The sequence below is a fragment of the Plantibacter sp. VKM Ac-2885 genome (assembly GCF_015351205.1).
In the GTDB taxonomy this organism is placed as follows: domain Bacteria; phylum Actinomycetota; class Actinomycetes; order Actinomycetales; family Microbacteriaceae; genus Plantibacter; species Plantibacter auratus.
Genome location: NZ_JADKSK010000002.1, coordinates 1,363,048 through 1,384,797, shown reverse-complemented (window position 1 = coordinate 1,384,797; position 21,750 = coordinate 1,363,048). Strand labels below are relative to the sequence as shown.

The 21,750-nt window shown below is 69.5% G+C and carries 19 protein-coding genes; 10 read left to right on the top strand and 9 right to left on the bottom strand.

Translation table 11 applies throughout. The features are described from left to right. The first annotated feature begins 72 nt into the window (after positions 1 to 72). Entirely contained in the window at positions 73 to 1,446 is a 1,374-nt protein-coding gene (gene gabT, locus ITJ66_RS18840; RefSeq protein ID WP_121291798.1) for a 4-aminobutyrate--2-oxoglutarate transaminase, read from the top strand. Further along, complete coding sequence (locus ITJ66_RS18835) at positions 1,443 to 2,447, top strand: asparaginase (RefSeq protein ID WP_194645568.1); 1,005 nt, start codon at positions 1,443 to 1,445, stop codon at positions 2,445 to 2,447. Before gabT ends, ITJ66_RS18835 begins: the two co-directional genes overlap by 4 nt. Positions 2,448 to 2,478: 31 nt before the next feature. On the opposite strand, the gene ITJ66_RS18830 is transcribed toward ITJ66_RS18835, so the two are convergent. Further along, positions 2,479 to 5,529, bottom strand: coding sequence for an FtsK/SpoIIIE domain-containing protein (locus ITJ66_RS18830; RefSeq protein WP_194645567.1), 3,051 nt, complete (start codon positions 5,527 to 5,529; stop codon positions 2,479 to 2,481). Positions 5,530 to 5,620: 91 nt separating this feature from the next. After that, complete coding sequence (locus ITJ66_RS18825) at positions 5,621 to 6,415, bottom strand: PP2C family serine/threonine-protein phosphatase (protein WP_229939081.1); 795 nt, start codon at positions 6,413 to 6,415, stop codon at positions 5,621 to 5,623. A 193-nt stretch (positions 6,416 to 6,608) separates the two neighbouring features. Here ITJ66_RS18825 and ITJ66_RS18820 point away from each other — a divergent pair, with 193 nt between their 5' ends. The 3 genes from ITJ66_RS18820 (at position 6,609) to ITJ66_RS18810 (ending at position 10,071) form a co-directional block, all read left to right on the top strand. Further along, on the top strand, positions 6,609 to 7,091 hold the full coding sequence (locus ITJ66_RS18820) for an Lrp/AsnC family transcriptional regulator (protein WP_064295326.1): 483 nt from the start codon (positions 6,609 to 6,611) through the stop codon (positions 7,089 to 7,091). 74 nt (positions 7,092 to 7,165) lie between these two features. Beyond that, positions 7,166 to 8,902 (top strand): cell wall metabolism sensor histidine kinase WalK, encoded by a 1,737-nt coding sequence (locus ITJ66_RS18815; protein ID WP_192018556.1) that lies wholly within the window; start codon positions 7,166 to 7,168, stop codon positions 8,900 to 8,902. Beyond that, entirely contained in the window at positions 8,899 to 10,071 is a 1,173-nt protein-coding gene (locus ITJ66_RS18810) for a diguanylate cyclase domain-containing protein (protein ID WP_079707181.1), read from the top strand. Before ITJ66_RS18815 ends, ITJ66_RS18810 begins: the two co-directional genes overlap by 4 nt. Positions 10,072 to 10,090: 19 nt before the next feature. On the opposite strand, the gene ITJ66_RS18805 is transcribed toward ITJ66_RS18810, so the two are convergent. After that, positions 10,091 to 10,729, bottom strand: coding sequence for a hypothetical protein (locus tag ITJ66_RS18805; protein ID WP_228501988.1), 639 nt, complete (start codon positions 10,727 to 10,729; stop codon positions 10,091 to 10,093). Positions 10,730 to 10,928: 199 nt separating this feature from the next. On the opposite strand from ITJ66_RS18805, the gene ITJ66_RS18800 reads away from it, so the two are divergent. Both ITJ66_RS18800 and ITJ66_RS18795 read left to right on the top strand, forming a co-directional pair. Beyond that, positions 10,929 to 12,425 (top strand): glycosyltransferase family 2 protein, encoded by a 1,497-nt coding sequence (locus ITJ66_RS18800; RefSeq protein ID WP_079707182.1) that lies wholly within the window; start codon positions 10,929 to 10,931, stop codon positions 12,423 to 12,425. Then, positions 12,422 to 12,799 (top strand): hypothetical protein, encoded by a 378-nt coding sequence (locus tag ITJ66_RS18795; protein ID WP_137243289.1) that lies wholly within the window; start codon positions 12,422 to 12,424, stop codon positions 12,797 to 12,799. Before ITJ66_RS18800 ends, ITJ66_RS18795 begins: the two co-directional genes overlap by 4 nt. A gap of 64 nt (positions 12,800 to 12,863) precedes the next feature. Here ITJ66_RS18795 and ITJ66_RS18790 read toward each other — a convergent pair whose 3' ends face one another. Together ITJ66_RS18790 and ITJ66_RS18785 are read right to left on the bottom strand one after the other, a co-directional pair. Beyond that, positions 12,864 to 13,817 carry a response regulator transcription factor gene (locus ITJ66_RS18790; RefSeq protein ID WP_370582708.1) on the bottom strand — a complete coding sequence of 318 codons (954 nt, stop codon included), beginning with the start codon at positions 13,815 to 13,817 and terminating at the stop codon, positions 12,864 to 12,866. A 55-nt stretch (positions 13,818 to 13,872) separates the two neighbouring features. After that, positions 13,873 to 14,934: a glycoside hydrolase family 6 protein gene (locus ITJ66_RS18785; protein ID WP_194645565.1), complete on the bottom strand. Its 1,062-nt coding sequence runs from the start codon at positions 14,932 to 14,934 to the stop codon at positions 13,873 to 13,875. 263 nt (positions 14,935 to 15,197) lie between these two features. On the opposite strand from ITJ66_RS18785, the gene ITJ66_RS18780 reads away from it, so the two are divergent. Beyond that, the gene (locus ITJ66_RS18780; protein ID WP_370582707.1) at positions 15,198 to 16,964 is read left to right on the top strand and encodes a BCCT family transporter; all 1,767 of its coding nucleotides are present in this window, start codon (positions 15,198 to 15,200) and stop codon (positions 16,962 to 16,964) included. A 9-nt stretch (positions 16,965 to 16,973) separates the two neighbouring features. On the opposite strand, the gene ITJ66_RS18775 is transcribed toward ITJ66_RS18780, so the two are convergent. Continuing rightward, entirely contained in the window at positions 16,974 to 17,942 is a 969-nt protein-coding gene (locus ITJ66_RS18775) for an aldo/keto reductase (RefSeq protein ID WP_194645564.1), read from the bottom strand. 108 nt (positions 17,943 to 18,050) lie between these two features. Here ITJ66_RS18775 and ITJ66_RS18770 point away from each other — a divergent pair, with 108 nt between their 5' ends. Both ITJ66_RS18770 and ITJ66_RS18765 read left to right on the top strand, forming a co-directional pair. Further along, positions 18,051 to 18,599, top strand: a complete 549-nt coding sequence (locus tag ITJ66_RS18770) for a methylated-DNA--[protein]-cysteine S-methyltransferase (RefSeq protein ID WP_228501987.1) — start codon at positions 18,051 to 18,053, stop codon at positions 18,597 to 18,599. After that, positions 18,596 to 19,183, top strand: a complete 588-nt coding sequence (locus tag ITJ66_RS18765) for a DNA-3-methyladenine glycosylase I (protein WP_194645563.1) — start codon at positions 18,596 to 18,598, stop codon at positions 19,181 to 19,183. The genes ITJ66_RS18770 and ITJ66_RS18765 overlap by 4 nt, the downstream gene beginning before the upstream one ends. Before the next feature lie 10 nt (positions 19,184 to 19,193). On the opposite strand, the gene ITJ66_RS18760 is transcribed toward ITJ66_RS18765, so the two are convergent. The 3 genes from ITJ66_RS18760 to atpD are packed head-to-tail and all read right to left on the bottom strand — an operon-like array spanning position 19,194 to position 21,704. After that, entirely contained in the window at positions 19,194 to 19,955 is a 762-nt protein-coding gene (locus ITJ66_RS18760; protein ID WP_194645562.1) for a peroxide stress protein YaaA, read from the bottom strand. A 4-nt stretch (positions 19,956 to 19,959) separates the two neighbouring features. Further along, positions 19,960 to 20,235, bottom strand: coding sequence for a F0F1 ATP synthase subunit epsilon (locus ITJ66_RS18755; RefSeq protein WP_064295316.1), 276 nt, complete (start codon positions 20,233 to 20,235; stop codon positions 19,960 to 19,962). Between the two features lie 2 nt (positions 20,236 to 20,237). Beyond that, the gene (atpD, locus tag ITJ66_RS18750; protein WP_064295315.1) at positions 20,238 to 21,704 is read right to left on the bottom strand and encodes a F0F1 ATP synthase subunit beta; all 1,467 of its coding nucleotides are present in this window, start codon (positions 21,702 to 21,704) and stop codon (positions 20,238 to 20,240) included. Positions 21,705 to 21,750: the final 46 nt, after the last annotated feature.

Sequence of the window (21,750 nt, the reverse complement as noted above, 5' to 3'; positions counted from 1 at the left end):
TCCCACTGGCCTCTCCACCGCGGCCCGCGTTCGCGGCCCCGCTGTCGGGAGGTCGCGCTACGCTGGAGGACTATGACTGACACGCTCGACACCACGGACCAGACGACCGCCTCCGCCCCCAGCGTGACGCAGGAGCGTCGCATCGTGACGGCCGTCCCGGGCCCGCGCTCACAGGCGCTGCACGCCCGCCGGACCGCCGTCGTGTCCGATGGCGTGTCGAGTGTCCTCCCGGTGTACATCGAGCGCGCGCACGGCGCGATCGTGGTCGACGTCGACGGCAACCAGTTCATCGACCTCGGTGCCGGTATCGGCGTCACCACCATCGGCCACACGGAGTCCTCCGTGGTCGGCGCCGTCCAGGACCAGGCGGCCGACGTCCTGCACACCCTGTTCACGATCACCCCCTACGAGGAGTACGTGCGCGTCGCGGAGCTGCTCGCCGAGCACACCCCGGGCGACTTCGCGAAGAAGTCGGTACTCGTGAACTCGGGCGCCGAGGCGGTCGAGAACGGCGTGAAGATCGCTCGCAAGTACACGGGTCGGCGGGCTGTCGCGGTGCTCGACCACGGCTACCACGGTCGCACCAACCTGACCATGGCGATGAACTACAAGGCCGCCCCCTACGCGACCGGCTACGGTCCGTTCGCCGGCGACGTCTACCACGCTCCGAACTCCTACCCCTACCACGACGGCCTGTCCGGAGCTGCGGCTGCGGCCCGCACCATCGCCTACCTCGAGAAGCGCATCGGTGCCACCGACCTCGCGTGCCTCGTCGTCGAGCCGATCCAGGGCGAGGGCGGCTTCGTCGTCCCCGCGGAGGGCTACCTCCCCGCGCTCCAGGAGTGGTGCACGGCCAACGGCGTCGTGTTCATCGCCGACGAGATCCAGAGCGGCATGGCGCGCACGGGCGAGTACTTCGCGAGCTCGCACTTCGGCCTCGTCCCCGACCTCGTGCTGAGCGCGAAGGGCATCGCCGGCGGTCTGCCGCTCGCTGCGGTCACGGGACGCGCCGAGATCATGGACGCCAGCCAGCCCGGCGGGCTCGGTGGCACCTTCGGCGGCAACCCCGTCGCGTGTGCCGCGTCGGTCGCGGTCTTCGAGTCGATCGAGTCGCGCGGTCTGCTGGCCGAAGCGGATCGCATCGGTGCCACCCTGACGGCGGCGCTGCTCGAGCTCCAGGGCAAGTACGACATCATCGGCGACGTCCGCGGCATCGGCGCGATGATCGCGATGGAACTCGTCCAGCCGGGTACCGCCTCGACGACGAAGGAGCCCAACCCGGCCGCCGTCAGCGCCATCGCCGCAGCCGCCGCGCAGCAGGGCGTGCTCGTCCTCACCGCCGGCACCTACGGCAACGTCCTCCGCTTCCTCCCGAGCCTCGCCGTCTCCGACGAGCTCATCGCGGACGCGATGACGGTCATCGATCAGGCGCTCGCAGCACTGTGAGCACGGCGGTCCCCCAGACCTTCGGCGTCGCGGACGCGGTGGAGTTGGCCGTCGTCGAGCGCAGCGGCTTCATCGAGTCACGTCACGCCGGATCGGCGATCGTCCTCGGGCCGGAGGGTGAAGTCCTCGCGAGCCTCGGAGCACCGGACGCACCGGTCTTCCCCCGCTCATGCCTCAAGCCCTTCCAGGCGATCACGATCATGAACGCCGGGGTGTCCCTCGAGGGCGCTCAGGCCGTGCTCGCGACCGCGAGCCATGCGGGGACCCGGAAGCACGTCCAGGTCGTGCGCAGCATGCTCGGCCGAGCTCGGATCGAGGACTCGGCGTTGCAGTGCCCGGCCGATTGGCCCGGCGATCGAGCATCCCGCGACGAGCTGGTTCGGGACGGCCTCGGCACGAGCCCCCTGTACATGAACTGTTCCGGCAAGCACGCGGCCATGCTGCTCGCCTGCGCGCAGAACGGGTGGGACCAGGCGACGTATCTCGAGCCCGACCATCCGTTGCAGCTCGCCGTCCGCGACACCGTCGAGCGCTTCACCGGCGAGAAGCCCGCCGCCAGCGGGGTCGACGGCTGCGGGGCGCCGGTGTACGCCGTCTCCTTGACCGGACTCGCGCGTGGCATCGGACGCGTCGTCAACTCCTCCCCCACCTCGCCGTTCGCCCTGTACCGGAACGCCGGGCTGCTCACGGCTGCGGTGCTCGCCAACGGCTGGGCGCTCGACGGACCAGGCCGGGCGAACACGCTCGTCATCGAACGCCTCGGCCTGTTCGCGAAGCTCGGGGCGGAAGGCGTGATGGTCATGTCAGCACCCGGCGGCGCGACCGTCGCGCTCAAGGTCCTCGACGGCTCGCTCCGGGCCTCGACGATCGTCGCCCTCCGACTGCTCGTCTCGGTCGGAGCGCTCGATGCGGCCGCCGTCGACGCCCTCGAACCGGAACTCGACCTGGCCATCCACGGCGGAGCCGCCGTCGTCGGCCGGATCGCCGTCACCGCGGTCTGACCGCCCGGCCGACAGCCTCGGCGGCTTCGGGTCAGGAGCCGAGTAGGTCCACACGCATCGCCTCCTGTCCGGCCCGCCACCACCAGGCACGGCCGCTCGCATAGCCGAGGAGCGGCGGGAGCTCACGGCTCCTGGTCACCTGCCGGAAGTCGGCGGCGGAACAGCTGTGGACCACCAGGTCGGCACCGGCGGTGCTCGGCGGAAGGTCTCGCCCGACGACCAACCGGCCCGACAGCCACGTCTCGGGGTCGACGAGGACGACGATCGCGGCGTCGTCCTCCAGGACGTCGCTCTCGATGCCCGCGACGCCCGCGAGCGGTGCGGACGGGAACAGGTGCGCTGCCGGTTCGATGAGCCGCACGCGTTGCTCCGTCCCGGTCGAGCGCTGCAGCATCGCCCGGACCGCTCCGGTCGCGCGCGTGACGATGACGGTCGCGCGTGCCGGGCTCGGCCGCCAGCGGTGGACCCCGGGCGCAGAGGACGGTGACGTCGGCGACGGTGGAGCGAGCGCGATCTGCACCTCCGAGTCCTGCCAGTGCGCGCGGCCGGCGGGTCGGCGTGGATCGAAGCAGGAGGCGGGTGCGCCGGCGACGAGATGATCCTGCCGATCGGCGAGGCGGAGGACCAGGGTGCTGCCCAGCTGAGCCGAGAACCGGTGGACCACACCGCCGAGCCGGGAGGCGACGAGGACGACGCTGATGCCGCGGCGTCCCCCGTCTCGAAGCAGGCCGAGCAGTGCATCGCGGAGTGCGGCGCCGTGCTCGTCCCCGGCGGTGGCGAGGAGCGACTCCACGTCGTCGACGAGCAGGAGGGTGCGCTCGGTCGGGCGGAGCGGATCCGACAGCGCCATGACGGTGTCCCAGGCCTGCTCGGCATCCTGGCCGACGCGCTCCACGCGGAAGCGATCGCGCGCGCCGACCTCGAGCGTGTCCAGCAGGGTCGTTCGACCGGAACGTCCGGTGCCGAGCACCAGCAGCGAGCCGTCGTGCTCCGGACACCACACCGCGGGGCGTTGTGCCTGCTCCTCGGGGAGGTCCGCGAGGCCGAACACGATGCCCTCCCCGGGAGGACAGTCGACACCGGTGCGCTCCGAGCCTCCGGCACGTCCCGCCTCGATCGCCGAGACGGCGCTCAAGGCCAGGCGTGCCGGCAGGGGGTCGAGCCATGGTCGCCGAGGTGCAGGCGCGTCGCGCCAGCGCTCACGGACCGCGAGGATGTCGTCGGACGTGGTGACCGCGGACTGGAACACGAGTCGTCGGTCGCCGTTCCAGACGATGCAGCGGCCGGGTGTTCCGGCCGGGATCGCGGCCGCATCGGGCACACCGAGGATCGCGGCGCTGTCGGGGCGCGAGGTGACCCGGAGCGAGAGGCGGAGCGTGCAGTTCGCGAGGATGGCGTCGGCGGCGACCGCCGCAGGACGCTGACTGCAGAGGATCAGATGCAGGCCGAGTGATCGCCCGCGGGCCGCGAGGTCGGCGAACACCTGATGGAGGTGCGGGCTCGCGTCGAGCAGTGCCTGGAACTCGTCGACGACGACGACGAGCCGTGCCGGGCGATGCTCCAGCAGGAGCACGGGGTCGAGCAGGTGCCGCGCCCCGTGTCCGGCGAGCACACGCTCGCGGTGGCGCAGCTCGGCACGCAGACTCGACACGACGCGGTCCGCCGCTCCCGGTTCGAGGTCGGTCACCATCCCGACCACGTGCGGCAGGGTCTCCACCGCTTGGAAGGAGGCGCCGCCCTTGCAGTCGACGAGGAGCAGGGAGAGCTCCTGCGGCGAGCACTGCGCGGCGAGAGCCGTGATCCAGGTGATGAGCAGCTCGCTCTTGCCGCTCCCGGTCGTGCCGCCGACCAGTGCATGGGGTCCGTCCGCTCCGAGGTCCAGCAGCTGCACGCCCTCGACGCCGGTGCCGACGGCGACCCGGAGCGCATCGGGCCGCCAGCCGGATCCCGCCGACGGGCGACGGCCCCGCACCGGATGCACCTGCGCGAAGGCGACGTCGGTCGGCAGACTCGAGAGGGTCGGGGACTCCCCCGTCGTGAGTGCGGCGGCGGTGAGCGCCCCGACGACGTGTTCCGCCTCGGCTTCCGCGAGCAGGGTCGGCGACACCGGCACGGACGTGGAGGCGCCGGTACCGTCGGCGAGGACGGTCTGGCCGTCGGTATCGAGGACGAGCAAGTGTCGGCAGCGGGTGGGGATGAGCTCGACGGTGTCGGACAGGGCGACGAGTACACCGCCGGTCGGCGGGCGTCCTCCCGATCGCCCCGCGGCGGACCCGACCGCTTCCCAGCGTTCGACGACCGAGACGAGGGTCGGCTCCGCCGGTCGCCCACCGGGCATCGGGTCGGCGGGGTCCGAGACCGCACGGTGCGGGAGGTCCTCGAGGAACGCCCAGGTGCGGTCGTCGGGAGCCGCGGGCTCACCGGAGAACTGCGCTGCCTGCGGCGGGAGCTGTCGGGCGAGCTGCAGGAGGATGCTGCGGGCCACCGCGCGCGCGAACACCTTCCCACCGACGATGCCGATCCCCTCGACCGCCTCGACCACGACCGGCGCCTCGGACAGCCGTGCCGCCCACTCCCATCGGTCGTCGTCCGCCCCCGCGTCCACTCGGACGGCACTCCTCGTCTCCCCTCGCCCGACGCAGACGAGCGTGCGGCGGGCCTCCGGTACCCGCCACCTGGCACGATCGGGTCCGTCGATGACCTCGAGGAGCCGACCGGCAGGGTGGAGTGCTCGCAGTTCCTCGCGTTCCTCGACGTGTGCTCGCGCGATGTCCTGCTCCAGCTCCAGCGCCGCAGCGTCATACGCCGCGCGCGCCCGCCGTCCGCGCCGACGTCTGGTCCAGCGTGCGTCGATGTAGCCGGCGACGGCGATGAGGGGCCCGAGCGCGGCGAAGACGAGGGTCACGGGTGAGCCGGTGATCGCGAACAGGGCGACCGACCCGACGACCGGGGCGAGACTTGCGAGGATCGGGAGCGACCCGGTGGGCGGCTCTGCCGGCGGGCTGGGGGCACGGAGGCGGGCCGGCGTCGTCGCGGGCCGGTGCGAGGTGGTCGCGGAGGGCGTCACGTCCGAAGGGCTCATGGCTCCAGTGGAGCACCCTGCGGCCCTGACCGGCTGACGGGACGATCCGACCGGGCGCGAAGCCCGCGCGAGCAGCGGCTGTGGAGCGGGCTCAGGAGGCGGGCTGCTCGACGCTCTCGTCGACCGCCGCGATGTCGAGCACGATGACCGAGACGTTGTCGCGTCCGCCGTTGTCGAGGGCGGCACGCAGGAGGAGTTCGGCCGCGTCGACCGGCGTGGCCCCCTCCGTCAGGAAGTACCAGATCCCGTGGTCGGTGAGTTCCTTCGTGAGCCCGTCCGAGCAGACGAGCCATCGGGCACCGGTCTCGATCGGGAAGAGCTCGACGTCAGGTACGGGGTCGTCCGACGGTCCGACGGCCCGGGTGATCATGTTGCTGTTCGGGTGGAACTCGGCCTCCTCCGGGCTGATCGCTCCCGCGCGGATCAGCTCCTGGACGATCGAGTGGTCTTCGGTGACCTGAACCAGCTCGCCGTCCTGCAGCCGGTACACCCTGGAGTCGCCGATGTTGAAGACCGCGACGCGACCCTCGCCCTCGTCGGCAGTCAGCACGACACCGGTGACGGTGGTGCCCATGCCGAGTTCGCCCTCCTCCGCGGTGTCGATCATGTCCGCGACGGCCATGCGCAGCGCGTCGACGAGGCCGTCGACGGTGAGGATCTCGGCTCCCTCGGTGGCCTTGGTCAGGCGGTGCGCGACCGCGGCACTCGCGACCTCGCCGGCGGAGTGCCCACCCATGCCGTCGGCCACGGCGAACACGGGAGGGAGCGCCACGAAGGCGTCCTCGTTCAACTCGCGTCGCTTGCCGACATCGGTCATGCCGGCCCACGCGAGTGAGACTCGACGCCCGCCGGGCAGCGTGACGATCCGTTGCCCGTGCTCGGTCACGTCTGCTCCTCTAATACGGCTGGCGGTGGCTGATGCACCCTCGACGATAGTACGGTACCGGCCGACCGCAGGACCGCCCCACCCGGCTCGGCGGATTCCGTCCGGGGATCGGCGACGACGGATCCGGGCGCCGGGGTCGGTCGGTCCTACGGATCCGCTTGCCGCGACCCGTCCACGCTGTCATGATCGACGCATGACACGAGCGAGCTCCGATGCACCGGCGAAGGCGGCGCCGCCCGACGACACCTCGAAGGCGATCATCGAGCAGCTCCAGACCGACGGACGCCGCTCCTACGCCGAGATCGGGAAGGCCGTCGGACTCAGCGAGGCCGCGGTGCGGCAACGGGTGCAGAAGCTCACGGAGTCCGGCGTCATCCAGATCGTCGCGGTGACCGACCCGATGCAGCTCGGTTTCACCCGACAGGCGATGATCGGCGTCCGGGTGACCGGTGACACCCGCGTGGTCGCGGACCGCCTGTCCGCGTTGTCGGCCGTCGACTACGTCGTCCTGACCGCCGGCTCCTTCGACCTGCTGGTCGAAGTGGTCTGCGAGGACGACGAGGAACTGATCGCGCTGCTGAACGACGAGATCCGCACCGTCGACGGTGTCTCCGGAACGGAGACCTTCGTCTACCTGCGCCTGCACAAGCAGCTCTACGACTGGGGCACCCGCTAGAGGGGATCCCCGCACCGGCGCAAGCCGTCCCCAGTATGACGTTCCGCCACCCCCGACAGAGGTACGCTCAACCCATGCCCGCGAAGCCGATCGGAGAACGGACTCCCCCGTCCGGCCCGTCGGCGTCGGGTGACACCGCCTCGGCACCCGGTCTCGCGGACACCGGGCCCACGAGAACGGGCCCGCACGCGGTCGAGGTCCCACGACGCGTCGGTCGGATGACCGGCTACAGCGCCTTCCCACAGCTGCTCTTCGGCCTGGCAGTCGTCGCCATCCTCTTCGCCACGCTCCTGTTCCAGGGCGTCGACGACAACTCCGTCCTCTTCTACATCGGGGTGATCCTGGCGTTCATCGCGACGGCGCTCGCGCCGATCGTGCCGTGGCACCAGGTGCCGCGGCTCCTCATCGCGCTCCCGATCCTCGACATCATCGCCATCGCGCTCATCCGGCAAGGCGAACCCCTGATCGGCGCGGGACTCCTCTGGGTCTTCCCGACCATCTGGATGGCGACGGCCTTCGGCCTCGCAGGTGCCATCACCGCCATCGTGCTCGTCTGCACCTCGAGCTGGTCCACGCTCGCGATGACGCCGGGACAGATCACCATCGCCAACCTGCCGGCGCTCGTCATCCTGCCCACGGTCCTCGCGTTCGTCGCCGTCTCCACCGCGATGACCGCGAAGCGGACGGAGGCGCAGCGCGTGCTGCTGAACAAGCAGGCCGGACAGCTCGAGACCGCCCTGGGGCGTGCACAGGACCAGGAGAGCCGCCTCGCGGAGATCCTGAACGCCGTGAACTTCGGCGTCGTCCGCTTCGACCGCATCGGAGCCCGGGCGATGGTCAACCGGTTCCAGACGCGGCTGCAGGACGAGGTCGGCGAGCTGTCCGACGTCAATCCCGCACTCCCGGTGTGGGCCGAGGACGGACTGACCCTCCTCCAGCCGCAGGACAAGCCGTACATCCGTGCACGCCGTGGTGAGGAGTTCGAGAACCTCACGGTGTGGCTCGGCGCCCCCGGTACCGAGCGGATCGCCCTCGCCCTCACCTCCCGCCGCCTCTACGACCACGAGGGCGGCTACGACGGCACGGTGCTCGTCTCACGCAACGTCACGAGCGAGATCAACGCGATCCGCGCCAGGGACGACCTCGTGGCCTCCGTGTCGCACGAGCTCCGGACGCCGCTGACGTCGATCCTCGGGTACCTCGACCTCGCGCTCGACGACCCGGGGCTCCCACCGCGGGTCGCGAAGCAGCTCACGATCGCCCAGACGAACGGCGATCGACTCCTCGAACTCATCGCGGACATCCTCGCAGCCTCCCGCGACGTGAACCGGACCATGGTGCTCGAACGCTCCGAGTGCGAGCTCCGGGAGATCGTCGACCGCTCGGTCGAGTCGTTGGCGCACGTGGCCGCCGAACGGAGCATCACCATCGTGCGCCACGACGAGGAGGCCGTGCCGTTGTTCGCCGACCCGTTCCGCCTCCGGCAGGTCGTCGACAACCTGCTCTCGAACGGCATCAAGTACAACCGGGACGGCGGCGAGCTGAGCGTCGGTGTCACCGCGGAGGGCGACACCGCCTGGGTCATCGTGCGGGACACCGGCATCGGCATCTCCGAGGAGGACCAACCGAAGCTCTTCGAGCGGTTCTTCCGCTCCGACCTCGTCCGCAACTCCACGGTGCACGGCAGCGGTCTCGGCCTCGCGATCAGTCGGGACATCGTCCGTCTGCACGGCGGCGACCTCACCGTCCACAGCGTGCTCGGTGAGGGCACGACCGCGGTCGTCCGTATTCCGAGAGGCGGCACCGAATGACCTTCGACAGCCAGACCGTCGCGGTGATCAACGCGCTCGTCATCTTCGTCTGCGGCGCGACGTTCATCGTCAACACCTTCATGCGGAAGGACGACGCGAGCGGGAGGGTGTGGTCCGTGTCCTACATGGCCGGGATGTTCACCAGCTTCTCCTACGTCGTCAGCGCCCTGAGCCAGGAGGCCTGGTGGGCGATCGCCGCCGGGAACGGTGGATACGTGCTGAGCATCGCCGCCCTGTGGTCCGGCGCGCGGCTCTTCAACGGCAAATCGAGTCTGCTCTGGGTCTCACTCATCGGGACGGCGGTCACGATCGTCGCCGCGCTCGCCGCCGGCCCCTCGGGAGGCCCCTGGGCGGGCGCGCCTGCGACGTTCCTCTGCATCGCCCTCTTCGCGGGCCTCGGCGCGGCTGAGACGCTCGTCGGCGCGATGCGGGACAACCCGACCACCCGTGGTTTCACCATCGTGCTCGGCATCGCGTCGGCGTTCTTCGCGGCTCGGCTGGTCGCACTCCTCGTGGAGGGGCCGGACGGTTCGTTGTTCACGACGCTCTTCGGGACCGTGGCCGCCTCGCTGCTGCTCATCGCGCTCCTCATCGTCGCGACCGTGGTGCTCTCGGTCCTGCGGGCCGAGCGCGCCGCACCCGCCAGCCGACGGCACGGGAGCATCGTCGCGTACACGGGCGACGATGTCCTCCTCCAGGAGTCCTTCGTCCGGATCGTCGACGACTGGCTGGAACGGGCGAACTTCCATGACGAGCAGCTCGCGATCCTCCACGTCCGGCTCGACGACCTCGATGAGATGAAGACGGCGTTCGGAGCAGCGTTCAGCAGTGAGGTCGCCGAGGGGTTCATCTCCTCGGTCCGTCGGTACGGCCCGACGCTCTCCGACATCGGCGAGGACGGCGCGGGGTGTCTCCTGATCGCGACCCCCGCAACGGACGCCGACGTCGCGCTCCAGGCGGCCAAGGGCATCCAGGACGGCCTGCTCGACCACCCCGTCGAGACCACGCCGCGCCTGCGCCCGACGGCCAGCATCGGGATCGCTCTGACCGACTACCTCGGGTACGACGTCGCCGTCCTCACGCGTGCCGCCAGCGACGCCAGCCTGCGTGCCGCAGCGTCCGGCGGGAACCGCACGGTCCTCGCCTCGTCCTCGCCGACGGGCCGCTGACGGATCGGATCGAGCTCGGTCAGGCGGGCGGGGCGATCGCGATGGTCAGGGTGTCCACCGCAGTCTGCTTCGCATATTCGGCGGACGTCGGCGTCGCCTGCACCAGCAGCTCGTAGGTGATCGTCAAGGTGACGCCGGTCGCGGAGCTGTCCACCTCGGGGAGGACGAACGTCTGGCTGTAGCTGTACGGTGCCTTGATGAGGTACCCCGGTGCCACCGTCGACTGGTCGGTGAACGGGGCAGGCGACTCCAGCTGCCCCTTCGGTCCGTGGACGGTCGTGGTGAGCGTCACCCGCGAGAGATAGAGCGCCTGGAGGTCGTCGGGGTTGAGCACGCCGCTGAGCGAGAAGCTCACCGGTTTGTTGACGTCCGCGGTCCACGCGTCCATCGACAGTGTGGACCAGTAGTCGACCGTGAGGGTGGCGGAGCCCGCCGTGAGCGTGTGCTTGGCACTCCCGCTCGCGAGTTCGTTGGTGATCGCACTCACCGTCGGCCTCGGTGTCTTCGACACGCGCGGCGAGCTGGTCGGCTGCGCGCCCGGCTCCTCCCACGGAGGCGTCCCGCAGGCGCTCAGCCCGAGGACGAGCGCGGCGGCGGTCGCGGCCTGGAGGGCGTGCCTGACGTGCCGGTTCCGGACCGGGCTTGGGTGGTTCGACATGAGGCTCCTGGCGGGTGTCGGAGGGATGATCGAGTGACCCTCGAGGGTCCGTATGACCCACGAACTGGGGCCAGCGCGAATCTTGAGGAAATCCTGAGCCGACGCTATCGCATTCACGCGCGAAAGCCGCGCCCAACGCGGCAGAGTTGCAACTGCAGCGCGAACCGTTGCACTCGACCCACTCGGAACAGGACCCCTGATGTCAGAACTCGAAGCGCGACCGGACAGCTCTCGGCCCAACGCCCAGCAGCCTGACCCTCGGTACATTCAGACGCAGCCGCTTCTCGCGCCCGAACTTGAAGCGTATGCCAACGAATTCATCGACTCGGTCAACTCGCTCCCCGAGTACCGCGCGACCATCGGGTGCATCATCCCCGCCTACAACGAGGAGGAGTCGCTGCCGGCGGTGCTCGCGTCCCTCCTCGAGCAGACGCGGATGCCCGATGTGATCCATGTGGTCATCAACAACACCACGGACCGGTCGGTCGACGTCGCCGCGCCCTACGCCGGCCCGCACTCCCGGGTCGACGAGGACGGCTACGAGCAGTTCACCGAGGTGTTCATCCACGACATCGGGAAGAACCCCGACAAGAAGGTGGGCGCGCTCAACTACGGCTTCACGCTCGTCGAAGGCTACGACTACCTGCTCGGTGTCGACGGTGACACGGTCGCCGACCCGACCGCGATCGAGTCGCTCGAAGCCGAGATCGTCTCGGACAGTCGCATCGGCGGCATCTCCGCGATCTTCTCGATCGACGACGAGCCGTTCAAGAAGCAGCTCGTCCCGGCGTTCCTCATCGCCGGCCAGCGCACGCAGTTCGCCGCGTTCAACATGCAGAACATGCTCCGAGGCCGCAACATGGCCGTGCTCGGCGGGCAGTACTCGATCTTCTCCGTCCAGGCCCTGCGCGACGCCATGGAGCAGAACCACCAGTCCACCCCGTGGGTGAAGGACTCCGAGGTGGAGGACTCGCTCCTGTCGCTGCAGATCAAGAGCGCCGGCTACCTCACGAAGATCAGCGCCCGTGCCCGTGCCGACGTCGGCGGGATGACCACGGTCCGCTCCCTCGACGCCCAGCAGGTCAAGTGGAACTACGGCGCGATCGAGCTCATGTGGCCCGGCCAGCGCGGCGACACCAAGGGGCAGCCGTTCCACCCGAACCTCCGACTGCGGTGGCTCGAGAACGCGGAGATGCTCCTCAACATCGTCACGCGCATCCTCTTCGTCGTGCTGCTCGCCGGGTCGCTGTCGATCCACGCCTTCGTGTTCAGCCCCGTGTGGCTCATCCCGCCGCTGGTCGCGATCTTCCTCAACCTGCGCATCGCGCTGTCGATGAAGAAGCGGAACGCCCGCGACATCCTCTTCGCGGTCCTCATCTTCCCAGCCGAGTTCTACATGTGGATCCGCATGGGCCACTTCATCCGTGCCTGGTCGAAGTTCGCGTCGAACAAGAAGGTCGACAACTGGGCCGAGCAGGCGAAGGCAGAACGCGGCTCGGGCAACGCGCACCTCGCGCCGCTCCTGTTCGTCCTCGCCGCCATCATCGCGATCGTCGCCGCCTGGACCCAGCTCTCCCCCGTCGTCCAGTCCACGATCCTCTGGGCGGGCTGGCCGGTCCTCGGCGTCATCACCGTGCTGCAGACGCTCAGCATGTTCGGCAAGCTCATCCGTCGTCAGCGCGGCTACCGCGTGTGACGTCCCCCGACCCGGGCACGGTCGACGCCGACGAACTGCGCAGGTTGCTCCGAGAACTCTCGGGCGACCTGCGCAGTCGTCGTCGGTTCGTCCAGACCTACGTCGAGATGTGGCCCACCCGTCTGGCACGTCTGGGAGCGGCGCTCGACGCGCATGACACCGACGAGTCCAAGGTCGTCCTCCTCAGCATCCGCTCCTCCAGCGTCATGCTGGGCGTGATCGGGGTGGCCGGACTCGCGAGTGCCGGTCTCCAGGCGATCGAGCTCGGGCGACTCGAACGCGCACGCGAGATCCACACCGCCCTCCAGGAGGTCGGCCGCCGCAGCTGCGAACGACTGCTCGAACTCGACGCGGCGGACGCGGCGGAATCCTGAGCTCCGTCCACCAGGCGTCGTTGGTCGCCGGCGAGGCTCCGTCGCGGTCGGGACCGCGGCGGTCTCAGTCGTCGGAGGTCATGCGGTAGCCGACGCCGCGCACCGTCTCGATGAACCGCGGGGCCACGGTGCTGTCCGCGAGCTTCCGTCGCAGGTTGGCGAGATGCACCTCGATCGCACGCTTGTCGGCTTCACTGACGTAGTAAGCCGTGATGTAGCTCTCGCCACGGAGCATGAGCGCGAGGTCCGCCTTGCTGCGCACCCGACGGCGGGACTCCATCAGTGCCTGCAACAGGTCGAACTCGCTCCGCGTGAGGTCGACCTCGGTGCCGTCGACCTCGACGATGCGGGTGGCGGAGCTGAGCTTCAGACCGCGGTGGACGAGCCACCCCTCGCCGTCATCGGGCGCTGCGGCGGTCGGTTGCATGATGATCGGGACGACCGACTGACCGACGGGAGCGGCATGACGCGCGACGGTCTCGTGGACGATCGTGGGGTCGGGCGACGACACCTGCTGCTGCAGCGGCGGTGCCGCGACCTGGGCCTGCGCGACCTGAGTGACGGGAGCCGGCGCGACCGCGGTCGGAGCCGGTTGTGCCGGTGCCGCCGCGGCGACCGCTGGAGCATCTCCGTTCGCGCGAGGCCGACGGAGCATCGCCTCGATGCGGGCACGGAGCTCGCGCGGACGGAAGGGCTTGGTCATATAGTCGTCTGCGCCGGAGTCGAGGCCCTGCAGGGTGTCGATCTCGTCGCCGCGGGCGGTGAGCATGACGATGTACGTGGAGCTGATGGCGCGGATGCGCTTGGCCGCTTCGAACCCGTCGATACCCGGCATGCTGACGTCGAGGGTCGTGACGAGGGGGTTGTGCGTCCGCACCGCCTCGACGCCGTCGAGACCGTTCGCCGCGGACACCGTCTCGAAGCCGGCCTGCTCGAGGACGGTCTCGAGCAGTTGGCGGATGTCCGCGTCGTCTTCGATGACGACCGCGGTCCGACGTTCGCTCAGCTCTTCGGTCACGATGCCCCTACCCGTTCCACCCGTCAGCGACGTGCCGGATGTGGCCGTTCCCGACTCACCACGCGCTGAATCCCTTGGCCAGTTGCACGGCCTGCTCCGGCCACCATACCCCAGCAAGGGGGCCACCGTTGCACGCTCCGTCGCTCTCGCCGGGGGCTTTCACCCAGAGGTTCGCGTCGAGGTGTTCGGCCTGTGCGGTGAGGGGTTGCTGCCCGACCGTCCGGCCGGACGGGTTGCACCATTCGCCGTTCGAGCCGCTGCCGTTCCGAGAGGTGTCGATCACGTAGTGGGCGCCGTCGAGGAGGCCGCTCAGTTCCTCCGCATAGGCGATCTCGTCCTCGGTCGTGTTGTAGTTGGAGACGTTGGTGGCGAAGCCGGTGGCGTCGGCAACACCGGCCTCCCGGAGCAGCTCGGCCATCTCGGCGGGCGGTCGCCAGTCGGAGTGCCCGCCGTCGAGGTACACGGGGACGGATGCGTCCGCGAACTGCTCGGTCGCGGCTGCCAGTTGCCGCATCCGCGCGGTGCGGTCACCGCAGTCCGGCGCGAGCGCGACGGCATCCGGTTCGAGGATGACGGCGACGCGGTGATCCGCGACGGCGGCGACGATCTCGGCGACCCAGTCCTGGTACTCGTCGCTCGACAACCCACCGGCGGACTGGTTGCCGCAGTCCCGCTCCGGGATGCCGTAGACCGTGAAGACCGGCATGGACCCGGAGCGCTCGGCGGACCGGACGACCTCGGAGACGGTGTCCCGGACGGTTCCGATCGGATAGCGCTCCGGCACGAGCCAGATCGCGGTCGGTTCCGCCGCGAGCCGCTCCGCCGCTGCGAGCTGTTGGGCGACGTCGCTCGGGTCGCCGTTCGAACCACCGCTCGTCCCGGCCGTGGCGGAACTCGTCGGTTCCTCGGTCGCGGCCGCCGGATCGGCCGCGGCGGCGCGAGCGGCCAGCGAGGACGGATCGACGTACAACTGCGCTCCGTCGAACGGGCCGGCGGCGGCGTTCGGGACGCGGCTCACGAGCGACACCGCGAGCGCACCGCCGGCGAGGAGGACGGCGACGACGCCGAGGGCGACGGCCGTCCGGGTACGTCGTCGGTCGCGGGGCGTTCTCGGCACGGATCCTCCTGCATGGTCATCCGCAATTGTGCCCGACAAAGCCTCGCCACGGTGCCGATTCCCGTGAATCCGTGCCCCGAGTGGGGGACGTATTCGCTCAGTGGCCGCACGGACGGCCCGGGGACGCGCCGAGCTCCGCCAGTGACACGCCACTGGGACTGCACACCAGGGCCCGCTCCGCAACGTTGTCCGGATCGCCGCGGCTCCCTACCCTTGATGATCGGAGCGACGCAGGGTCGCCCCAGGGCCCGAGGAGCGCACACGTGAGCACGAAGACCATCCCCACCTCCGACGCGGCCGCCGGTGGTGCGCCAGCGAAGGTCATCCCGTGGGTGCTCGGGCCCTCGCTCGTCGTCATCCTCGGCGTCGCGCTGTTCTCGATCCTGCTCCCGAAGCAGGCCGAGTCCGTCTTCGGCTCGATCCAGTCCGGCATCATCGGGAGTCTCGGGTGGTACTACGTCCTCCTCGTCGCGGCCTTCGTCATCGTCGCCATCGTCTTCGCTGTGTCGAAGTTCGGCGACATCAAGCTCGGCAAGGACGACGACGAACCGGAGTTCTCGCTCCTGTCCTGGTTCTCCATGCTCTTCGCCGCCGGCATGGGCATCGGGCTCGTCTTCTACGGCGTCGGTGAACCGCTGACGCACTTCCTCGAGCCGCGCCCCGGCGTCACGGGGTCCGAGCAGTCCCTCGCCCAACAGGCGATGAGTCAGACGTACCTGCACTGGGGACTCCACGCCTGGTCGATCTATGCGGTCGTCGGCGTCGCCTTGGCCTACGCCGTGCACCGCAAGGGACGGCCGATGTCGATCCGCTGGGCGATCGAACCGCTCCTCGGCAAGCGCGTGCAGGGCGGCTGGGGCAACGCGATCGACACCATCGCCGTCATCGGCACCGTCTTCGGCGTCGCGACCTCACTCGGGCTCGGTGTGCTGCAGATCTCCGCAGGACTCGGCTACACGGGCATCGCCGAGCCGAACATCCTCACCCAGGTTGTCCTCATCCTCGTGATCACCGGCGTCACGATCTTCTCCCTCGTCTCCGGCGTGCACAAGGGCATGAAGTGGCTCTCGAACACCAACCTCATCCTCGCCGGGCTCCTCCTGTTCTTCGTCCTGTTCGCCGGCCCGACGCTGTTCCTGTTGCGCGAGTGGGTGCAGTCGATGGGCGCGTACCTCCAGAACGTGGTCGGACTCACCTTCAACGTCTCCGCGTACCAGGGTGCTGCCGGCGAGGCCTGGCAGTCCTCGTGGACGACCTTCTACTGGGGCTGGTGGATGTCGTGGGCACCCTTCGTCGGCGTCTTCATCGCCCGCATCTCGAAGGGGCGCACCGTGCGGCAGTTCGTGCTCGGCGTCCTCCTCGTCCCGACCCTCGTGACCTTCCTCTGGTTCGCCGTGCTCGGCGGCACCGCCATCATGCAGTCGCTGGAGGGCCGTGACTTCAGCGGTGCGGATGGTCCCGTCGACCTCAACACCGCCCTGTTCAACATGCTCGCCGGCCTCCCCGGTGGATCGATCGCGACCGTCGGCGCCCTGCTGCTCATCCTCCTGTTCTTCGTGACCTCGGCCGACTCGGGATCACTCGTGATGGGCATGCTCACGACCGGCGGGACGGAGCCGCGGAACCGGGTCCGGATCGCCTGGGCACTCGTGACGAGCCTCCTGGCCATCTCGCTGCTCATCGCGGGCGGTCTCGCGTCGATGCAGACGGCGGCCATCATCACCGCGCTGCCCTTCAGCGTCGTGATCATCCTCATGTGCGTCTCGTCGTTCAAGGCCTTCGGCATCGAGGTGCGACGGGAGCAGCGGGCGAAGCGCCGCCTGTTCGCCGCAGAGCTCACCGAGAGCGTCTCAGCCGACGTGAGCGAACAGCTGTCCGATCAGGTCTCGGAGCAGGTCACGGAGCACTTCGGCACGATGACCGCCCAGCTCGACCTCCGGCAGCTCGCGTCCCCGGACGCACCGGGGCCATCGGCCGCATCCACGGAACCGCAGACGCAGGACCCGGAGCAGCGCCGCTCGAAGGACTGACCGGACGGCTCAACCGACGGGGAAGCGGTCCGAGATCCAGGCCGCTTCCTCGGCGGTCGGCGACCACGCCGAACCGGCCGCGGCGTTCGCGCGGATCTGTTGCGGAGTGGTCGCACCGGCGATGACACTCGTGAGCCCGTCCTGAGCGAGCAACCAGCCGAAGGTCGCCTCGAGCATGGAGATGCCGCGCTCGTCGCAGAAGGCCTGGTAGGCCTCGATCGCATCCCAGGGCGCCGTGTCGAGGAGGTGCTTGCGCTGGCGCATGATGCGGCTGTCGGCCGGCCCGCCGTCGCGGGAGAACTTCCCCGTGAACAGGCCGTTGTAGAGCGGGAAGTACGGGAGGAAGCCGACACCGGCGGCGCGCATGGCCGGGAACAGCTCGCGCTCCGCGCCCCGGACGAGCAGGCTGTACTCGTTCTGGGCCGAGATGAAGGCGGGGTGGCCGGCGGTACGAGCCGCCCAGTCCGCCTCGGTCAGCTGCCAACCGGCGAAGTTCGAGTGGCCGGCGTAGCGGATCTTCCCCTCCTGGACGAGCTCGTCCAGGGCCGCGATCGTCTCCTCGATCGGCGTGAACGGGTCGGGGGTGTGCAGCTGGTACAGGTCGATCCAGTCGGTGCCCAGACGGCGGAGCGAGCCCTCGACCGCGAGCCGGATGTAGCGACGGGAGCCCTTGGCCCCCCAGTTCGGAATCGGGCTCTCGTAGTCCACATGGCCGAACTTGGTAGCGAGCACGATCTCATCCCGCCGCCCGGCGATCGCCTGCCCGAGGAGTTCTTCGCTCAGCCCGCACTCCCGGCCGTAGATGTCCGCGGTGTCGAAGAGGGTGACCCCGGCGTCGATCGCCGTGTCGACGACGGCTCGCGTGCCGTCCAGGCTCTCGGTGACCGTGCCCTCGCGTCCGAAGTTGTTGCAGCCGATACCGACCGCTGAGACGAGGAGGCCGCTGCGACCGAGTGGGCGATAGTTGAGATCAGACATGCATCCAGGCTAGCCCGAGCGTCCTCCACAGGCACCCGTCGGCCCCCGACGCCGCGGCCAGGCCCACGCGACGCATCGCGCCGATCACGGGCTTCCTACGCTCGGTGCATGACCACACACCTCACCATCACCGATCCCGTACTCCCCTGCTCCGTCATCGCCGACCCGACCGCCGAGGGCTTCCTCAGGATGCCGACACCGGTGGGGCGGATCGAGCTCCGCTCCGTCGACGACGCGGTCTCAGCCGTGCGCTTCGAGCACCACGGGCGACTCCCACTCGACGGGGTGGACGAACGCCCCACCGCGGTCCTCCTCGACGCCGCGGAGCAGATCGACGAGTACTTCCGCGGACGACGCACCGTGTTCGACCTCCCGCTCGTCACGACCGGCACGCCGTTCCAGCAGGCGGTCTGGTCGGCACTCGGCGAAGTGCCGTTCGGCGACACCATCGGGTACGGCGCCCTTGCGGCCGCGGCCGGTGCCCCGCAGGGCGGCCGGGCGGCCGGCCAGGCGGTTCGGGCGAACACCATCGCGCTCCTCATCCCCTGTCATCGCGTCCTCGGAACCGGGCGGATCGTGACGGGCTATTCTGGCGGAGACGGACCGGCCACCAAACGCTGGCTCCTCGACCACGAAGGGATCCCGTACCGCCGATGAGTCCAGCCTCCCCGACCATCGTCGGCACCGACGGCCTGACCCGCTGCGCCTGGGCCGGGACGGACGCGGAGTACCAGCGCTATCACGACGAGGAGTGGGGCGTGCCGCTCCACGGACAGCGGCAGGTCTTCGAGAAGATCAGTCTCGAAGGGTTCCAGGCCGGGCTCTCCTGGATCACGATCCTTCGGAAGCGACCGGCGTTCCGGGAACGGTTCCACGGCTTCGACCTCGACGCCGTCGCAGCCATGACGGAGGCGGATGTCGAGAGCCTGCTCGATGACGCCCGGATCATCCGCCACCGCGGGAAGATCAACGCGGTCATCGGCAATGCCCGCACCGCCCTCGAGCTGGGCGACGACCTGGACGAGCTCCTCTGGAGCTTCGCTCCCCCGCCACGGCCCGCGCGGTTCGCCCAGTGGACCGAGGTCCCCGCGGTGACCCCCGAGTCCACCGCACTCAGTGCCCACCTGCGGAAGCGCGGCTACCGCTTCGTGGGCCCGACGACGATGTACGCCCTCATGCAGTCCGGAGGCCTCGTCGACGACCACCTCGTCGGCTGCTGGCGCTCCGACAGCGCTCCCTGATCCGGAGGGGTCAGACGACGAGGGCGAGCTCGGTCGCCCGACCGTCGTCGGCACGGGCGTGGACGTCGAGCACCCATCCGGTCGATCGCGCCCAGTCGAGCAACGAGTCGACATCAGGGTGGTCGACACCGGCCTCCAACACCGCGCGGGTGAACCGGCCCTTGCCCTGCTTGTTGAAGTGGTTGAGCGCGCGGCGGCGGCCATCGTCGCCGACCGTGAGCACACGCAGGTAGACGGCCCCGACGCGGTCCGGCAACGGCCCGAGCGCCGCGTAGCCTTCCGAGCGCAGGTCCAACAGGACAGCCGGGACGACGTTCAACTCGCGGGCGACGGGCCCCGCCCAGTGCCGCTTGAGCACGAACCCCGGGAGCCTGGAGTCGTGGGAGAGCCGATAGGCCGGAATGGGATCGAGCGCGCCGACCGGGCCGAGCAACGCCGAGTGCACGACCAGGTGCTCAGCGGCGAAGCGTCGCGCGTCCGCTGAGAGCGTGTCTGCTTCGAGCGCGTCGTACAGCACCCCCGTGTACCGGTCGATCGCCGGCATCGTCGCGGACGTCGCCGCCACGCGGTTGCGCTGGACCTCACCGAGCTGCTTGGGACCGAGCTTCAGGGCCTTGACCGTCGCGGTCTCATCGGCAGCGAGCGACACCAGGGCGTCAACGACATCGTTCCGGGACGAGGAGAGCCCTGGAAACCGCAGCAGGGCGGTGTCCAGGGCTCGTCCGTCGCCGCCGTCCCGCTTCGTCTCCGAAGGGGGAAGGAGGATCAGCACCGAATCAGGAGCTGGTCACGAGCGTGGCGTTGCCGGCCACGACGGTGACGGTGTTGTTCTCGACCGACAGGAAGCCGTCTTCAGCGTTCGCGACGATCTTCGAGCCGTCTTCGAGCGTGACACGGACCTCACCGGCGGCGAGGATGGCCAGCATCGGCTCGTGGCCGGGCAGGATACCGATCTCGCCGTCGACGGTCTTCGCGATCAACTGGCGTGCCGGGCCCGACCACACTTCGTGGTCGGCCGCGACGACGCTCACGGTCAGAGGAGCGGAGGCCATGACTAGCCGTTCTCCTTCTGGATCTGAGCCCACTTCTCTTCGACGTCGGAGATGGCACCGACGTTGAAGAAGGCCTGCTCGGCCACGTGGTCGAACTCACCCTTGGCGATGGCGTCGAACGACTCGATCGTCTCCTTGAGCGGAACGGTCGAACCCTCGACACCGGTGAACTTCTTCGCCATGTAGGTGTTCTGCGAGAGGAACTGCTGGATCCGGCGCGCACGCGACACCGTGATCTTGTCTTCCTCGGAGAGCTCATCGACACCGAGGATGGCGATGATCTCCTGCAGTTCCTTGTTCTTCTGGAGGATCTGCTTGACCGTGGTGGCGACGCGGTAGTGGTCGGCACCCAGGTAGCGGGGGTCGAGGATACGGCTCGTCGAGGTCAGCGGGTCGACGGCCGGGTACAGACCCTTCGACGCGATCTCACGGGAGAGCTCGGTCGTCGCGTCGAGGTGCGCGAAGGTGGTCGCCGGTGCCGGGTCGGTGTAGTCGTCGGCGGGGACGTAGATCGCCTGCAGCGAGGTGATCGAGTGACCACGCGTCGAGGTGATGCGCTCCTGGAGGAGACCCATCTCGTCTGCGAGGTTCGGCTGGTACCCCACGGCGGACGGCATACGACCGAGCAGGGTCGACACCTCGGAACCGGCCTGGGTGAAGCGGAAGATGTTGTCGATGAAGAGCAGCACGTCCTGCTTCTGGACGTCGCGGAAGTATTCCGCCATCGTCAGCGCGGAGAGGGCGACGCGGAGACGCGTTCCCGGCGGCTCGTCCATCTGGCCGAACACGAGGGCCGTCTTCTCGAAGACACCCGCCTCTTCCATCTCGTGGATGAGGTCGTTGCCCTCACGGGTGCGCTCACCGACACCGGCGAACACCGACACACCACCGTGGTCCTGCGCGACGCGCTGGATCATCTCCTGGATGAGGACGGTCTTGCCGACACCGGCACCACCGAACAGACCGATCTTGCCACCGAGGACGTACGGCGTCAGGAGGTCGATGACCTTGATGCCGGTCTCGAACAGCTGCGTCTTCGATTCGAGCTGGTCGAACGACGGCGGCTGGCGGTGGATCGGCCAGCGCTCGGTGATCTCGATCTGCTCGCCGGGCTCGGCGTTGAGCACCTCGCCGATGACGTTGAAGACCTTGCCCTTGGTGACGTCGCCGACGGGCACCGAGATGGGCGAACCCGTGTCGGTGACCTCCTGGCCGCGGACGAGGCCGTCCGTCGGGTTCAGGGCGATGGCGCGCACGAGGTCGTCGCCGAGGTGCTGTGCGACCTCGAGCGTGAGGACCATCGTCTGCTCGCCGATCACGACGCTGGTCTTCAGGGCGTTGTAGATGCCCGGGATCGCGTCGTGCGGGAACTCGATGTCGACGACCGGGCCGGTGACGCGGGAGATGCGGCCGACGGCGCCGGCCTTCACCTCTGCAGCGCCCTGCTCGGCAGTTGCGGTGGGAGTCATGTTCTTCTCTTCTCTGTCTCTACAGATACGTGTGCGTGTTGCGATG

What these genes read in the sequence shown, in the direction of transcription:
- ITJ66_RS18775 (WP_194645564.1), bottom strand. Translation starts at nt 17,942, where the DNA reads ATGTCTGATCTCAACTATCGCCCACTCGGTCGCAGCGGCCTCCTCGTC.
- ITJ66_RS18805 (WP_228501988.1), bottom strand. Translation starts at nt 10,729, where the DNA reads ATGTCGAACCACCCAAGCCCGGTCCGGAACCGGCACGTCAGGCACGCC.
- atpD (WP_064295315.1), bottom strand. Translation starts at nt 21,704, where the DNA reads ATGACTCCCACCGCAACTGCCGAGCAGGGCGCTGCAGAGGTGAAGGCC.
- ITJ66_RS18755 (WP_064295316.1), bottom strand. Translation starts at nt 20,235, where the DNA reads ATGGCCTCCGCTCCTCTGACCGTGAGCGTCGTCGCGGCCGACCACGAA.
- ITJ66_RS18800 (WP_079707182.1), top strand. Translation starts at nt 10,929, where the DNA reads ATGTCAGAACTCGAAGCGCGACCGGACAGCTCTCGGCCCAACGCCCAG.
- ITJ66_RS18765 (WP_194645563.1), top strand. Translation starts at nt 18,596, where the DNA reads ATGAGTCCAGCCTCCCCGACCATCGTCGGCACCGACGGCCTGACCCGC.
- ITJ66_RS18815 (WP_192018556.1), top strand. Translation starts at nt 7,166, where the DNA reads ATGCCCGCGAAGCCGATCGGAGAACGGACTCCCCCGTCCGGCCCGTCG.
- gabT (WP_121291798.1), top strand. Translation starts at nt 73, where the DNA reads ATGACTGACACGCTCGACACCACGGACCAGACGACCGCCTCCGCCCCC.
- ITJ66_RS18830 (WP_194645567.1), bottom strand. Translation starts at nt 5,529, where the DNA reads ATGAGCCCTTCGGACGTGACGCCCTCCGCGACCACCTCGCACCGGCCC.
- ITJ66_RS18770 (WP_228501987.1), top strand. Translation starts at nt 18,051, where the DNA reads ATGACCACACACCTCACCATCACCGATCCCGTACTCCCCTGCTCCGTC.
- ITJ66_RS18810 (WP_079707181.1), top strand. Translation starts at nt 8,899, where the DNA reads ATGACCTTCGACAGCCAGACCGTCGCGGTGATCAACGCGCTCGTCATC.
- ITJ66_RS18820 (WP_064295326.1), top strand. Translation starts at nt 6,609, where the DNA reads ATGACACGAGCGAGCTCCGATGCACCGGCGAAGGCGGCGCCGCCCGAC.